The sequence below is a fragment of the Collinsella sp. D33t1_170424_A12 genome (assembly GCF_015554865.1).
GTDB lineage: Bacteria > Actinomycetota > Coriobacteriia > Coriobacteriales > Coriobacteriaceae > Collinsella.
In genome coordinates this window covers 1-14,040 of the sequence record NZ_JADNJJ010000062.1, presented here as the reverse complement: position 1 = coordinate 14,040, position 14,040 = coordinate 1, and the positions used below count along the sequence as shown (strand labels likewise).

Below are 14,040 nucleotides of genomic sequence, written 5' to 3'. Positions count from 1 at the left end.
TGTTTTTGGGGATATGTCAAAATTGATAAGGCAAAAGTATTCTTAAATTGGGTACAAAAAACTAAGCCCCTACAAAAGGGACTATCATAATCCTTTGTTCCCACTATTTGATTATAGTTTTATTTAAGAATACCTTGCCGCATATTTTTTACTCCTTTTCTGGACTTGAATTATTATATCACATCAGTTTTAGGAAAACAAGTATCTAAAAGAAATTTTTCTTCCCCTTATATGTAACAATCATACCGGCTTCCTAACGTTCAGAATGGTTTCTACTGTCTGCTGCGGTGTTTGGTTGGAATTGTCCAGCCAAAAGCCGATCCGTGGTGTTGTCTGCATTTTACTAAATACAAATTCAATGTATACAGAAAGAAATATATAAGGAGTGGGAGGGATTCCGCCGTAGTCGGCATTGTAGGAAAATCCAAAAGTTTAGATTTTCTCAAAATGCTTATCTTTTGGTCTTTGGTTCGGAATAGTGTAGTGCTGGCGGTCTATCTATTGTTTTCGGTTGCTTGCTTCTTTACCGTACATGAGCATTTAAGCACGGGTGATATTGTGCTTGATTTTTTCTCAGGCTCAGCATCGACCGCCCATGCCATGTTCCTGCAGGAGCTCGGAAAAGATGATCGCTATCAGTTTATCCTTGTCCAGCTTCCAGAGCCTTGTGACCCGAAACGCGACGCCTACAAGGACGGGTATGAGACTCTCTGCGACATAGGCGAAGGACGCATTCGCCGCGCAGGCGACAAAATCAAAACCGAGCTCGAGGAATCCAACCGTCAACTCAAGCTTGGCGAGGGACCCAAGCAGCTTCCCGACATCGGCTTCCGTGTGTTCGAGCTCGATGAGTCCGGCATTGAGAAGCCCGAGCCCGGTCAGCTCCTCTTCGACGTGGTCAAGCCCGATCGCTCCGATATGGATATCGTCTTCGAGATGATGCTCAAATGGGGCCTCGAGCTCACGCTGCCCGTCGAGAAGTCTGAAGCCGCGGGCTATCCCATCTGGTCCGTCGCTTGCGACGAGCTCGTCTGCTGCATGTCCCGAGGCCTCACCATTGAGGCGCTCGAGGCCATCGCCGACATGGAGCCCAGGCGCGTTCTCATCCTCGATTCCGTCCTCGACGACACCCTCAAGCTCAACGCCGTGCAGATCTTCAAGCACGCCGGCGAGCGCATGGGCTGTGAGATCGAATTGAGGACGGTCTAGCATGGCGGCGCTCGAGTTCAAGTTCTCATCCGACCAGCAGCACCAGCTGGAGGCCATCGAAGCAACCTGCGACCTGTTCCGCGGACAACAATTTATTGGCAGCGTATTCTCCGCCGATTCCGGCCGCAAAGGCCAGACGGCAATCGGCGAGCTCATGGTCGGCCACGGCAACGAGCTTCGCGTGGCGCCGGGCCAGCTCCTCGACAACCTGCACGCCGTGCAGGAGGAGGGCTGCCTCCCGGCAACCGACGTCCTCACCGATGGGCGCCTGCGAGACTTCACCGTCGAGATGGAGACCGGCACCGGCAAGACCTACGTCTACATCCGCTCCATCTACGAGCTAAACCGCCGCTACGGCATCACCAAGTTCGTTATCGTCGTGCCGAGCGTGGCCATCCGCGAGGGCGTCCTCAAGAGCCTCCAGACCACCCGCAGGCACTTCGAGACGCTCTACGACCGCACGCCGCTCGACTACTTCGTGTACGACTCGAAGGACATGGGGCCGGTGGGTAACTTCGCCACGTCGAGCTCCATCCAGGTCATGGTCATCAACATCGACGCGTTCAACAAGGGCCTCGAGAAGGATGGCACCGCGAAGGAGGGCAACCTCTTCCACCGTCCCAGCGAGAAGCTCACCGGCGGCTTCAGCCCTCGCGAGCTCGTGAGCGCCTGCAAGCCCGTCGTCATCATCGACGAGCCCCAGAGCGTCGACAACACCAAGCAGGCCAAGGCCGCCATCAAGAGCCTGAACCCGCTGTTCGTGCTGCGCTACTCGGCCACGCACAAGCAGGCCTACAACATGATCTACCGCCTCACGCCGGTCGACGCCTTCGAGCGCCACCTGGTGAAGGGCATCTGCGTGGACTCGATCAAGGCCGAGGCGAACCTCAACGGCGCGTACGTGAGGCTCGAGTCCGTCAAGTCCGACCCGTTCTCCGCCAAGGTGTCCATCGACGTGCGCCAGGCCGACGGCACGCAGAAGCGCAAGGCCGTCACGGTGAAGACCGGCAACGACCTCTACCAGAAGAGCGGCGAGAACAGCGACTACGAGAGCGGCTGGGTGGTCAACAACATCGGCGCCGCAGTGGGCGACGAGTTCATAGAGTTCCAGAACGGCGAGGTGCTCGAGCTCGGCGAGGCGCTGGGCGACGTCAACGAGGAGGTCGTCAAGCGCGCTCAGATCCGCCGCACCATCGAGGACCACCTGGCCCGCCAGTTCGAGCTGTGGCCGCGCGGCGTGAAGGTGCTCTCGCTCTTCTTCATCGACCGCGTCGACCGATACCGCGTCTACGAGCCCGAAGTCCACGGCGGCCTGTACGCCCTGATGTTTGAGGAGGAGTACGCAGGTGCCCTGAACTCGAAGGCGCCTCGTCGCATCGCAAAGGCGGCGGGGATCGGCAAGGGCACGTGGCTCGAGTGCTACGAAGCCGTCGGCGCCCCGCTGGTGCGCGACCCCCACGCCGTGCACCAGGGATACTTCGCCAAGGACAAGAAGGGCAAGTTCAAGGACTCCAAGGGAGCCGCCGGCACCGCCGACGACGCCGGGGCCTTCGAGCTCATCATGCAGAAGAAGGAGACGCTCATCTCCTTCCCGGACGGCAAGGACGCGGACAAGGACGTCTCTTTCGTCTTCAGCCACTCCGCGCTCAAGGAGGGCTGGGACAACCCCAACGTGTTCCAGATCTGCACGCTCGTCGAGACAAAGGACAACCTGACCAAGCGCCAGAAGATCGGCCGCGGTCTGCGCCTGTGCGTGAACCAGGATGGCGAGCGCCTGTACGACCCAGAGGCGAACGTGCTCACCGTCATCGCGAACGAGAGCTACGACGACTTCGCCAACGGCCTGCAGAAGGAGCTTGAGGCTGAGGACTTCAAGTTCGGCGTCATCACTCCGGAGAGCTTCACGAAGGTCACGGTCAAGGGCGATGATGGCGTCGAGGAGCGCCTGGGCTACGAGAAGTCCAAGCAGGTCTACGACCACCTCGTCGCGACCGGCATGGTCGACGACAAGGGCGCGGTGACGCCCGAGCTGAAGGCGGCCGCCGAGGAGGGCAAGGTCGAGCTCCCCGCCGAGCTCGAGCCTGCCAAGGAGCAGGTCGAGGCGATCATCATCCACAAGTCCCAGAGGGTCCAGATCCGTGACAAGGCCAAGGAGGTCTCGGTCGAGCTGCAGAAGGACGTCACGCTCGACCCTGCGTTCCAGGCCCTGTGGGACCGCATCCGCCAGCGCACGCGCTTCCAGGTCGAGGTCGACTCCGGCAAGCTCATCGAACATGCCATCGAAGCTGTCGACGGCATGCTCGCCGTGCGCCCGCCCCAGGTGACGAGCGAGCGTGCCTCGCTGGGCATCGACGACGCGGGCGTGAGCGCCGAGGGCACGGGCACCTCCGTGGTGTCCGTTTCGGGAAAGGTGAAATACGACCTTCCCGACCCGATCGCAGAGCTGCAGGACGCCGTCGGGCTCACCCGCGGCACCATCAAGGCGATCCTCGAGGGCTGCAGCCGCCTCGACGAGTTCGAGATCGACCCCGCGACCTTCCTCGCGCAGGTCGGCGACAAGATCAACCGCGTGAAGAACGACCTCATCGCCCAGGGCATCAAGTACGTGCGCCTTCCCGAGGACGAGTGGTACACCATGCGCGACCTCGAGCTTGACGACTACACGGCCTACCTTGGGCAGAACGCGTGGAAGCCGGACATGACGAGCAAGAGCCTGTACAACTACGTGGTCTACGACTCGGCGGGGGTCGAGCGCTCCTTTGCCGAGGCTCTAGACAAGCAGGAGGAGGTTCTCGTGTTCGCGAAATTGCCCTCGGCGTTCAAGATCGACACGCCGCTCGGCAGTTACAACCCCGACTGGGCGTACGTCGAGGAGGCCGACGGCGAGCGCCGCGTGTACTTCGTGACCGAGACCAAGGGCGGCAAGAACGGCGAGCCCGCCCTGCGCGACGCGGAGAAGATCAAGATCGGCTGCGCCAAGAAGCACTTCGAGGCGCTGGACCTCGGAAACGACTTCCATTACAACGTGCGCACGACCTACCAATACGAGGCGGTGAAGGCTTAGGATGTCGAAGCTGCCCGGAAAGATGACGCGAAAGCAGCACTGGGTGCCGCGGTTCTACCTGCGCCATTTCGCGGATTCCTCCGGGCAGCTTCATGCCTACAGCAGACAGAAGGGCTCCTTCTTCCGCACGAATTGCGAGAACCTTTGCAGCATGCGCGATCTTTATGAGGTCGAGCATGCCGATGCGACAGGCGATGCGACAGACAGATTCTATGCGCAGAACCTCATCGAGGTTAAGCTATCTGAGCTCGAGAGCCGCATCGCGCCGCTTTACGATCGCTTTTTGGAACGCCAGAAAGAAGACCAGTGCGAAGACGAAGGGTATTCTGATGGGAAAGCCGCCGTTTGCGAGCTGGCAGCAAATATCATCGTCCGGCACCCTATCAGTATGCGCGTCGACAAGAAATGGTCACGCGAGACTGCCGAAGAGCTGCTCAGAAACGTTCATCTGACACCCTATGAGCTCGGCTTGCTCGATTGGTCGGATTGGCGCGGGGATTCCCAAGCGGTGGTCGAGCTTGCCGCCGCCGCAACCATGCTCTTCTCCAACGATGATATTGTGCCAGTTAACCGTATTCGAAAGGCTTTTTTTGAGAAGAGCTTCTCCATCCTTAGGGCACCCGTCGGCTCAGGGTTCGTTACGACGTCGATGCCTATGTTCATCATCGGGCCCGAGGACGACTCGTACGATTTTCATCTCGCGTATATGCCGTTGAGCAGTGAGTATGCTGCGGTCTTTTCAGATGACCCTCTATTTCCGCCGTTTGCGAGACTCGGTTTTTCGGGCGTCGAGTTCATGAACCGACTTCTTCTGCTTAACTGCGAGCATTGGGATGTCGCCATATCGAGGGGAAGCGGCCCGCTCGAGCACGCGGTACGCGATTGAAGTCAAGCGAACAGTGCCGAATTCATGCACGAGATGTTCACGCGCGACGGCAGGGAGCTATCCCTCGACACAGTGATCTACGACCGCTCGAAGAAGAAGGGGCAGACGATGATCGATACCATCGACCGTGGCTGCCTCGAGGGCGGCTGCCTTGATGACGAGGACCTGCGCATCATCTTCGAGCACCTTCTGGGGAGAAGACGGCAAGGACCGGGAACATTAAAGGGTCAAGCAGCGTATTGATAAAATTGACCCCGCCAGCAATAACCGCAAAGGATAGATAGGGCTTTAAGGATGGATGCAGGAAAAGCAACGATAAGCGGCGTGTTCAACGGATCGCGCCTGCTCGAAATACCTTTTTACCAAAGGGCGTACGTCTGGGGAGAAGAGCAATGGGAGCGTTTCCTCGGCGACATGGAGTTCGTCACGGCCTCGAAGCGGCCCTATTTCCTGGGCTCCATCATCCTGAAGCAGGCCTCCTCCGGCAACACCTGGTCCGAGGTCTCCGAGGTTCGCACCGTCATCGACGGCCAGCAGCGACTCACGACCATGGTCATCTTCTTCAAGGCACTCTGTGCAAAAAACGGCACCAACAATTTGTTTGAGCGAGATTTCGTCCTGGAGACCGGCGATGTCGCCTTGCGGCACGGCAAGTACGACCGGCAGGATTTCGAAAAGGTCGTCAGCGCCACGGGCTGCGAACCCCTCGAGGGCTCCTCGGCCATCGTCCTTGCCTACAACTACTTCCTCAAGAATATCGACCCGGAGAAGGTCGACAGGAACACGATCAAGTCGAACGTCCAGTTCGTCTGCATCGATCTTACCGAGGGCGAGGACGAGCAGCAGATATTCGACACCATCAACTCGCTCGGGGTGCGCCTGACGACGGCGGAGCTCCTTAAGAACTACTTCTTCAACCGCGAGAACGAGCAGGCGTTCAAGGAGTGCTGGGAAGACGTCTTCGAGCCCACGGCTGAGAAGAGGGAGTATTGGGAGCAGGAGATCGTTACCGGGCGCATCAAGCGCACGCTCGTCGACCTCTTCTTCGACGCGTTCCTCCAGATTCTGGTCCAGGACAAGAGGCGTGGCGTCACGACCGAGGACAAGCTCTTCTATTCGCGTACTTCGAACCTCTTCCAGTCCTACAAGGATTTCATCGGCAGGTACTGCAACGGCGACAAGGTCGAGATTCTCGACAACATGAAGGCGTATGCCGAGGCGTTCGAGTCCACGTTCGACCCTGGCTACTGCGACGCGGACATCCCCTCCGCTTCCGGCGTCGAGCGCCTGAACGTGCTGATATTCGGCCTCAAGAACTCGACGCTCATCCCGTACGTGCTCTACGTTCGAAAGAACGCGGAGTCTTCGAGCGAGGAATCTAAGATCTACGCCCTGCTTGAGAGCTACATCGTCCGCCGAATGCTGGTTCAGGCGACCACGAAGAACTACAACAGGCTGTTCACCTCGCTGATCTTGAACGAGGTGAAGGACGCGGAGGCGCTGAGGAAGACTCTCGAAGCCAATGACGAGACGACGACGTACATGCCCGGCGACGCCGAGGTTCGAGCGGCATTCGAGGAATCGTGTCTGTACAACCTCCAGTCCAAGGGCGTCCTCTATCTGCTGGAAAGCGCCATTCGTCCGGGCATGAGCAGCACGGCCCTGCTCGGGTTCAACCAGTACACCCTCGAGCACATGATGCCCAAGAAGTGGCGCAACAAATGGGGAGCCCTCGACGATGAGGCTGCCACGCGAAGGGACCGGAAGCTCCTCACGCTCGGCAACCTCGCCATCATCACGCATTCGCTCAACGCCTCCATCCGCGATGCCGATTGGCCCACCAAGAAGCAGGGGAAGGGATACAAGGACGGCCTTGCCCTCTGCGCCGCCGGCCTTGCGACCATGGCCGGCGCCCTAGAGAAGGAGTCTTGGAACGAGGGCGATATCGCCGATCGCGCCGAATGGCTTGCGGACAAGGCGTTGGAGGTCTGGCGCTAGGCCCTACCTGCGTCCCATCTCGAAGATGCTTGCGGTGTCGGAACCCGCATCGATGACGGATGGAACCGGCTCTTCCAAAAACGTAGTTCGTGGCGATGTCTCTTCCGTCGGCGCGTCAAGAGGCTCGCCGAGCGCTAGGAAGAACCTCATCACGTGCTCAATTCTCTGTTGCAGGGACTCGCTCAGCTCGCCGTAGGAGGCCGCCAGCCGCACCTCCTTGGCCAATTCCGCCATCGAGTCCCTCAGTGCCTTCTGCACGCTCACGGAGGGCCTCACCTCGACCTGGGTATCGGTGAGCTTGGCGATGATGTAGTCCTGCCTGTTCATGCCGCTCCAGGCTGCCATCTCGCATATGAGCTTGCGCTCCTCGGGCGTGCAGCGGAACGCCATCGTCTTGCTGCGCTTGCGGGCGCTGTTCTCGCACGGCATCCTTCTTACCCCCTCGCCCCGTCGAGCGCGGCGGCCATCTCGTCCTGCTTCGTGGGGAACAGGTGCGCGTAGCGGTAGGTGATGTCCACCGCCTCGTGGCCCATGCGCTCGGCGATGGCCAGCGCGGAGAAGCCCATCTCTATCAGCAGGCTCACATGGCTGTGGCGTATGTCGTGTATGCGGATGCGCTTCACGCCCGACGCCTTGCACCCGCGCTCCATCTCGTGGGCCAGGAAGTGCTTGGTCACGGCGAACAGGCGCTCGTCGGGGGCGACGTCGTCGCGCATCTCGATGAAGTCCGCCATCTCGTCGCGCAGGAAGGCGGGCATGACGATCGTGCGCACGGACTTGGGCGTCTTGGGGTCGGTCACGGTGTCAACGCCGTTGAGGCTCTGGTACGACTTGTTGATGCGCAGCCGCGAGCTCTCCAGCATGAAGTCGGACGGCGTGAGCGCCAGGAGCTCGCCGCAGCGTATGCCCGTCCAGTAAAGCAGCTCGAAGGCGTGGAACGAGAGAGGCTTGTCCATGACGGCCTCGCTGAACCTCAGGTACTCGTCCTTGGTCCAGAACTGCATCTCGCCGCCCTTCTTCGAGCCTATCTTGTCGACCCTGCGCACCGGGTTGTCGCTGAGGCCGTAGTAGCGCTCGGCGTGGTTGAAGATGGCGTTGAGCTGGTTGTTCACTGTGCGCAGGTACGTCGGCGCCCAGGGCTTCCCGTCGGCGTCCCGGTGCTCGGTGAGCTCGTTTTGCCACCTGATGACGTCGATCGGCCTCACGTCGCACATGCGCATGTCCCCGAAGAACGGCACGAGCTTGTCGTTGATGATGTACTCCTTGGTGATCCACGTGTGCTCGCGTATGCGCGGCTTCACCTCGGAGGCGTACACCTCGACGAACTCGGAGAACGTCATGTCCATGGCCCCGCCGTTAAGGCTCTTGAACTGGCTCTCCCACACTGCGGCCTCCACCTCGGAGGAGAAGCCGCGCTTCGTCTTGTGGCGCTTCGAGCCGCGGGCGTCGCGGTAGTAGCACTGCACGTAGAACGTGCCGTTGCCGTCGTCCTTGTACACGGGCATGTCAGTCCACCTCCGGGAAGTACAGGGCGTCGAAGACGTCGCTTCGAACGCGCCCGCGGATGACCACGCGCCCGCGCGCCTCCTGCTCGGCGTTTATCTTCCTGATCACCTCGTAGGCGCTGCCTTTCTTGATCCTCAGCAGCTCCGCGACCTCGTCGGCGTCCAGCATGTGCGGCCTCGGCGTCTTCGCCACCTTCTCGTCCATGGCTCCTCCAATCAATGGCGTACGGATACGTACGGTTCACAGATTCAGAGTAAACGTACATATCTGTACTGTCAATAGAATTGCGTACATTTGCGTACGCTGATAAGATGTGCTGGTACGTAATTCCAGGAGGAGGGCTCATGTCCGTAGGCGAGAACATAAGGCGGTACCGCAAGTCGCGCGGCATGACGCAGGCGCAGCTCGCCGAGGCGGTCGGCCTGACCGAGGGGGCCGTGCGCCACTACGAGAGCGGCATCCGCGCCGTGAAGCCCGAGCTGCTCGAGTCCATCTCCGCGGCGCTCGGCGTGTCCGTCAACGCCCTCAAGGATTACGGCGTCGAGACTGCGGGCGACCTCATGTCGCTGCTCGTGCGGCTCGAGGACTCCTTCGGCATCGTGCCCGCAGCCGACGGCACGGGCCTCTCCCTGAACCCCAAGGCGCCGCACGCGCCCAAAGCCGCGATGGCGATCGAACTGTGGGCAGAGAAGCGCGCGCAGCTCGAAAACGGCAAGATCGACGCCGACGAATACGAGGACTGGAAAGCCTCGCTGTAGCGGCTCTCCGCATTTCGCGATCAACGCAACCGAATCAGGACGGTGGACCAGGCGGCGAGCGCCGCTCGGGCCTGCGTAAGCTGAGTTTTTACTCCCCATTGCATGCCAAGGCATTTCCGGCGCACCTGGGGAGTAAATGACGCGGTGGCTTACACGGCGGCACGCGGCAGTACGCCGCGGCATTTCCCCTGGTTACTCCCGTTTTCATTGAGGCGGCGAGATTCTTTACTCCCCATTAACCACCTGGGAAAACGCTGTGAGAAGACCGCCGAAAAGCCTATTGAGTTCGATTTGAGTTTCACAGGCCCCGAAACGGCCCCGTTTGGCTCTCGGAGACAAAAATCGCGCGTCTACTCACTTGGGATGAATCCTTACTCCCGTTCCTCCGAATGCCGCACCGTGCCTTGCCGTCTTGAAACACGGGGGAGTAAATTGCGAAATCGCAGGTGAAAGGGAGTAAAACGACAAAGAAAAAGCCTCCGTCCCAACGCGGGAACGGAGGCTCGGTTATCGTATTTACTCACCAACATCGCTGGCGGCTTTGCCATGACTCTCGTACGAAACGAAACTCAGCGGCACAGTGCGGCACTCAAAAATGCAGGTCAGAACCCTATCAGCCTACTCCCACTCGATGGTCGCCGGGGGCTTGCTCGTGATGTCGTACGCCACGCGGTTGACGCCGGGGACCTCGGCCACGATGCGGCCGGAGATGCGCGCGAGCACCTCGTAGGGCAGGCGCGCCCAGTCGGCGGTCATGGCGTCGCTGCTCTCCACGGCGCGCAGGATCACGGGGCGCGCGTAGGTGCGCTCGTCGCCCATCACGCCCACGGACATGATGTCGGGCAGCACGCAGAAGTACTGCCAGCAGGAATGCTCGCTATTGCGCTCACCGGTCTGCTCGAAGAGGCGCGCGTTGTAGGCGTCCAGCTCCTCGCGCACGATGGCGTCGGCGTCCTTCAAGATCTCGAGCTTCTCGGGGCTCACCGCGCCGATGATGCGGATCGCCAGGCCGGGGCCCGGGAACGGCTGGCGGTACACGATGTGCTCGGGCAGGCCCAGCGCCAAGCCCAGCTCGCGCACCTCATCCTTGAAGAAGTGGTCCAGCGGCTCGATGAGGTCGAAGTGTACGCCCTCGGGGAACGGGATGAGGTTGTGGTGGCTCTTGATGGTGGCCGTCTTGCCGCCCGTCTTGCGCGCGCCGCTCTCGATGATGTCGGGGTAGATGGTGCCCTGGGCCAGGTACTTGACGGGGCGCCCATCGCGCTCGAGCTCCTTGGCCACGGCGAAGAACTCGTTCCAGAACTGCGTGCCGATGATGCGGCGCTTCTCCTCGGGATCGGTCACGCCATCCAGCAGCGCGGCGTAGCGTTCCTCGGCATGCACGTGCACGAAGTCGACGTCGAACTGCTTGGTGAAGACCTCCTCCACCTGCTCGGGTTCGCCCTTACGGAGCAGCCCGTGGTTGATGAACACGCAGGTCATCTGACGCCCCACGGCACGGGCGCCCAGCGCTGCCACCACGGACGAATCCACGCCGCCGGAAAGCGCCAGGATCACGCGGTCCTCGCCCACGGCCGCGCGGAACTCGTCCGTCATGGTCTCCACCAGGTTGTCCATGGTCCACGTGGCCTCAAGCCCGCAGATGTCGAACAGGAAGTTCTTCAGCAGCTGCTGGCCGTACTCGGTGTGCTTCACCTCGGGGTGGAACTGCGTGGTGTAGATGCGGCGCTCGGCGTTCTCCATGGCGGCGACCGGGCACACGGAGGTGCTCGCCGTCACGGTGAAGCCCTGGGGCACGGTGGACACGGCGTCACGGTGGCTCATCCACACGGTCTGCTCGAGCGGCGTGGCGTTGAACAGCGCGCTCTCGCGGTCGCGCTCGATGGTTGCCGGGCCGTACTCGCCGATCTCGGAATGGCCCACCTCGCCTCCGAGCGTCACGGCGGTCACCTGATGGCCGTAGCAGAAGCCCAGGATGGGCAGGCCCAGGTCGTAGATAGCCGGGTCAACCGTGGGCGCGTCCTCGGCGTACACCGACGCGGGGCCGCCGGACAAGATGAGCGCGGCAGGCGCCATGGCGCGCACCTCGTCGGCGGAAATGTCGCACGGCACGATCTCGGAATACACGTGCAGGTCGCGCACGCGACGGGCGATAAGCTGCGCGTACTGCGCGCCAAAGTCAAAAACGAGGACCTTCGCCTCGCCATGCAATCCGTTCTGAGACATGGGTCTCCTCTCTACCGGATCGGGTTTCATAGCTCCTCGCCAACGTGCAATACGCAGGTCGCACGCTATGCAGGCGAAAATAACCGTCATATCATACACGTTTCGTATGGAACAGCAGTACATAGCTGCGCATATGCACACAGGCTACAAGTTGCCAGCTAGACGCCCCGCCCCAACCGCCGACCGCGGGCGCGCTCCACAACCCGCCCACGGCGTTGGCGTACAATAGCGCCCAGAAACCAGCGAGGAACGGACATGCGCACTATGAAGAACATCCTGCTCATCGCCACCGGCGGCACCATCGCCTCGGCAGAAGACGACAACGGCCTCTCCCCCGCCCTCACCGGCGAGGAGCTGGCCCAGAGCGTGCCGCAGATCGCCGGCCTGTGCGAGCTCGACATCGTGCAGCCCATGAACATCGACAGCACCAACATGCGCCCCTGCGACTGGCTCACCATCCGCAACGTCATCATGGACGCCTACGACGATCACGACGGCTTCGTGATCCTGCACGGCACCGACACCATGTCCTACACGGCGGCCGCGCTGTCCTACCTCATCCAGAACAGCCGCAAGCCCATCGTGCTCACCGGCTCCCAGCAGCCCATGGGCAACCCGTTCACCGACGCCAAGCTCAACCTCTACCAGAGCCTGCTCTACGCCATCGACGACCGCTCGCACGACGTGTCGATCGTCTTCGGCGGCAAGGCCATCGCCGGCACACGCGCCCGCAAGCAGCGCACCATGAGCTTCAATGCGTTCATCAGCGTGAACTACCCGTCGCTCGCCTATATCCGTAACGACCGCATCATCCGCAGCGCCATCCTGCCCACCCCGGCAGAGATCGCCGCCGCCCGCCCGGCCATCCCGCCCATCGCGCCCACCACCTACGAGCGCATCGACGACCGGGTCTGCGTGCTCAAGCTCACCCCGGGCCTCACGCCGGCGATCTTCGAGCTGCTCGCACCCAGCTACGATGCCGTTATCCTGGAGACCTTCGGCATGGGCGGCATCCCCGAGTACGGCGCGGACGCCACGCGCACCTACCAGCGCGCAATCTTCGATTGGGTCGATTCCGGGCGCACCATCGTGATGACCACGCAGGTGCCCGAAGAAGGCCTCGACCTTGGCGTGTACGAGGTCGGTCGTGCCTATGCGGAGCATCCCGGCATCCTGAAGGGCGACGACATGACCACCGAGGCGCTCGTGGCCAAGACCATGTGGGCGCTCGGCCAATCCCGCGACGCGCAGACGGTGCGCGAGCTGTTCTACCGCCCCGTCAACCACGACCGCATCGCCAACGCCTAGCAACCGGGCGAAACCGCCCCGTCTCGCCTGGCTGCGGCGCCCTTAGCGCAGCGCCTGGGCGCACGCCAGCGCACGGCGTAGCGCATCAGCGGAGCGCGGCCCCAGCGCCACCTCGGCGGCGCGGCATGCATCGGCGCCCGCCTCCTCCATAGCCAATGCCACGCCCGACATGGCCATGGCCTCGAGCGCCGCTGGATGCGCCGCGGCAAACACCACGCGATTACGCGAGATACCCTGCTCCTGGCACCACAGGGCGAAGGCCGCAGCCGCCCGGGCGGGCGCGTCCAGACCCTGCAGCGCCGCCACCTCGCCTTCCCCATCCTGCGCCGCGTAGCTCACGATGACAGGATGAAAGCCCGCCTCGTCGCACGCGCGCCCAGCCGCGCGAGCGTCAACCGCCGTGAGCAGCGCCACCCGCACGCCCGGGCACTCGGCCAGCACGGCGGCTTCGTCTGAAGCGATTTCCAGGCGCGCACCGTCCTCGCCGCCGCGCCAATCAAGCCACGCCACCCGGTCCAGATCGAGGAACAGCACGGGATCGGGCTCCGACACGCCGCCCCGCACCATGCAAAACCCCTGCTTGCTACACGAATCCATACAAACCACCCTCGCATCTCCCCCGCCCGCGCACCGCTCGGCACCCCACCACCGCAGCTGCCGGCCACGCCTCCCGCTGCCGCCCACGCGCGCCGGCGTATGCAGTAACTTTGAACGTAAACTATAGTTTACATCCGCTGCAGCACGCCGCCGCACACTCAGCGTATGGAGACGAAGACAGGACATATCCTCGGCCAAAACGTGGCTGCCATCCGCACCCGGCAAAACCTGAGCAAGAGCCAGTTCTGCCTGATGGCGTCCATCAGCCGCCCGTATCTCGACCTGGTGGAATCGGGCTCGTCCAACATCACGCTCGAGAAGCTGGACAGCCTTGCCGAGAGCCTGGGCGTCGAGCCCTGGGAGCTCATCCACCCGTAACCGCGCGACGCCTCCCGCCGCGTCCCCATGCCAACGAAAGACGATATGAGTTGAACATTGGGGCCCCTCCCCTTGTAGCTCTATCGTGGGTCGGGCGACAATGGTCGTAG

At 61.8% G+C, this 14,040-nt stretch carries 13 protein-coding genes; 8 read left to right on the top strand and 5 right to left on the bottom strand.

Annotated features, from left to right (window positions below; all coding sequences use genetic code 11):
• Window positions 1-558 precede the first annotated feature (558 nt).
• The 5 genes from I2E26_RS03045 (at window position 559) to I2E26_RS03025 (ending at window position 7,157) form a co-directional block, all read left to right on the top strand.
• Window positions 559-1,209: a hypothetical protein gene (locus I2E26_RS03045; protein ID WP_199408098.1), complete on the top strand. Its 651-nt coding sequence runs from the start codon at window positions 559-561 to the stop codon at window positions 1,207-1,209.
• 1 nt (window position 1,210) lies between these two features.
• Window positions 1,211-4,273, top strand: coding sequence for a type III restriction-modification system endonuclease (locus tag I2E26_RS03040; RefSeq protein WP_033499421.1), 3,063 nt, complete (start codon window positions 1,211-1,213; stop codon window positions 4,271-4,273).
• Between the two features lies 1 nt (window position 4,274).
• Complete coding sequence (locus tag I2E26_RS03035; protein ID WP_022349656.1) at window positions 4,275-5,159, top strand: DUF4238 domain-containing protein; 885 nt, start codon at window positions 4,275-4,277, stop codon at window positions 5,157-5,159.
• A 24-nt stretch (window positions 5,160-5,183) separates the two neighbouring features.
• A complete protein-coding gene (locus I2E26_RS03030) occupies window positions 5,184-5,402 on the top strand; it encodes a hypothetical protein (RefSeq protein WP_022349657.1) in 219 nt (72 codons plus the stop codon).
• An 81-nt stretch (window positions 5,403-5,483) separates the two neighbouring features.
• Window positions 5,484-7,157 (top strand): DUF262 domain-containing protein, encoded by a 1,674-nt coding sequence (locus I2E26_RS03025; protein ID WP_370551429.1) that lies wholly within the window; start codon window positions 5,484-5,486, stop codon window positions 7,155-7,157.
• Window positions 7,158-7,160: 3 nt separating this feature from the next.
• Here the strand turns inward: I2E26_RS03025 and I2E26_RS03020 are convergent, their stop codons facing one another.
• Genes I2E26_RS03020 through I2E26_RS03010 form a run of 3 tightly spaced genes read right to left on the bottom strand, consistent with a single transcriptional unit; the run spans window position 7,161 to window position 8,867 of the window.
• Complete coding sequence (locus tag I2E26_RS03020) at window positions 7,161-7,586, bottom strand: hypothetical protein (RefSeq protein ID WP_022349659.1); 426 nt, start codon at window positions 7,584-7,586, stop codon at window positions 7,161-7,163.
• A 5-nt stretch (window positions 7,587-7,591) separates the two neighbouring features.
• The gene (locus I2E26_RS03015; RefSeq protein ID WP_022349660.1) at window positions 7,592-8,662 is read right to left on the bottom strand and encodes a site-specific integrase; all 1,071 of its coding nucleotides are present in this window, start codon (window positions 8,660-8,662) and stop codon (window positions 7,592-7,594) included.
• 1 nt (window position 8,663) lies between these two features.
• Window positions 8,664-8,867 carry a hypothetical protein gene (locus I2E26_RS03010; protein ID WP_006681531.1) on the bottom strand — a complete coding sequence of 68 codons (204 nt, stop codon included), beginning with the start codon at window positions 8,865-8,867 and terminating at the stop codon, window positions 8,664-8,666.
• Window positions 8,868-9,007: 140 nt separating this feature from the next.
• Between I2E26_RS03010 and I2E26_RS03005 the strand changes: the two genes are divergently transcribed.
• Window positions 9,008-9,421 carry a helix-turn-helix domain-containing protein gene (locus I2E26_RS03005; RefSeq protein ID WP_022349661.1) on the top strand — a complete coding sequence of 138 codons (414 nt, stop codon included), beginning with the start codon at window positions 9,008-9,010 and terminating at the stop codon, window positions 9,419-9,421.
• 618 nt (window positions 9,422-10,039) lie between these two features.
• On the opposite strand, the gene guaA is transcribed toward I2E26_RS03005, so the two are convergent.
• The gene (guaA, locus tag I2E26_RS03000) at window positions 10,040-11,647 is read right to left on the bottom strand and encodes a glutamine-hydrolyzing GMP synthase (protein ID WP_195419563.1); all 1,608 of its coding nucleotides are present in this window, start codon (window positions 11,645-11,647) and stop codon (window positions 10,040-10,042) included.
• 264 nt (window positions 11,648-11,911) lie between these two features.
• Here guaA and I2E26_RS02995 point away from each other — a divergent pair, with 264 nt between their 5' ends.
• Window positions 11,912-12,955: an asparaginase gene (locus I2E26_RS02995; protein WP_195419581.1), complete on the top strand. Its 1,044-nt coding sequence runs from the start codon at window positions 11,912-11,914 to the stop codon at window positions 12,953-12,955.
• A 42-nt stretch (window positions 12,956-12,997) separates the two neighbouring features.
• Here the strand turns inward: I2E26_RS02995 and I2E26_RS02990 are convergent, their stop codons facing one another.
• Window positions 12,998-13,552: a hypothetical protein gene (locus I2E26_RS02990; RefSeq protein WP_195419562.1), complete on the bottom strand. Its 555-nt coding sequence runs from the start codon at window positions 13,550-13,552 to the stop codon at window positions 12,998-13,000.
• 201 nt (window positions 13,553-13,753) lie between these two features.
• On the opposite strand from I2E26_RS02990, the gene I2E26_RS02985 reads away from it, so the two are divergent.
• Complete coding sequence (locus I2E26_RS02985; RefSeq protein WP_255431935.1) at window positions 13,754-13,930, top strand: helix-turn-helix domain-containing protein; 177 nt, start codon at window positions 13,754-13,756, stop codon at window positions 13,928-13,930.
• Window positions 13,931-14,040: the final 110 nt, after the last annotated feature.

Coding starts and splice junctions, on each gene's coding strand:
- I2E26_RS03040 (WP_033499421.1), top strand. CDS start 1,211: ATGGCGGCGCTCGAGTTCAAGTTCTCATCCGACCAGCAGCACCAGCTG.
- I2E26_RS03035 (WP_022349656.1), top strand. CDS start 4,275: ATGTCGAAGCTGCCCGGAAAGATGACGCGAAAGCAGCACTGGGTGCCG.
- I2E26_RS03030 (WP_022349657.1), top strand. CDS start 5,184: ATGCACGAGATGTTCACGCGCGACGGCAGGGAGCTATCCCTCGACACA.
- I2E26_RS03020 (WP_022349659.1), bottom strand. CDS start 7,586: ATGCCGTGCGAGAACAGCGCCCGCAAGCGCAGCAAGACGATGGCGTTC.
- I2E26_RS03015 (WP_022349660.1), bottom strand. CDS start 8,662: ATGCCCGTGTACAAGGACGACGGCAACGGCACGTTCTACGTGCAGTGC.
- I2E26_RS03010 (WP_006681531.1), bottom strand. CDS start 8,867: ATGGACGAGAAGGTGGCGAAGACGCCGAGGCCGCACATGCTGGACGCC.
- I2E26_RS03005 (WP_022349661.1), top strand. CDS start 9,008: ATGTCCGTAGGCGAGAACATAAGGCGGTACCGCAAGTCGCGCGGCATG.
- guaA (WP_195419563.1), bottom strand. CDS start 11,647: ATGTCTCAGAACGGATTGCATGGCGAGGCGAAGGTCCTCGTTTTTGAC.
- I2E26_RS02995 (WP_195419581.1), top strand. CDS start 11,912: ATGAAGAACATCCTGCTCATCGCCACCGGCGGCACCATCGCCTCGGCA.
- I2E26_RS02990 (WP_195419562.1), bottom strand. CDS start 13,552: ATGGATTCGTGTAGCAAGCAGGGGTTTTGCATGGTGCGGGGCGGCGTG.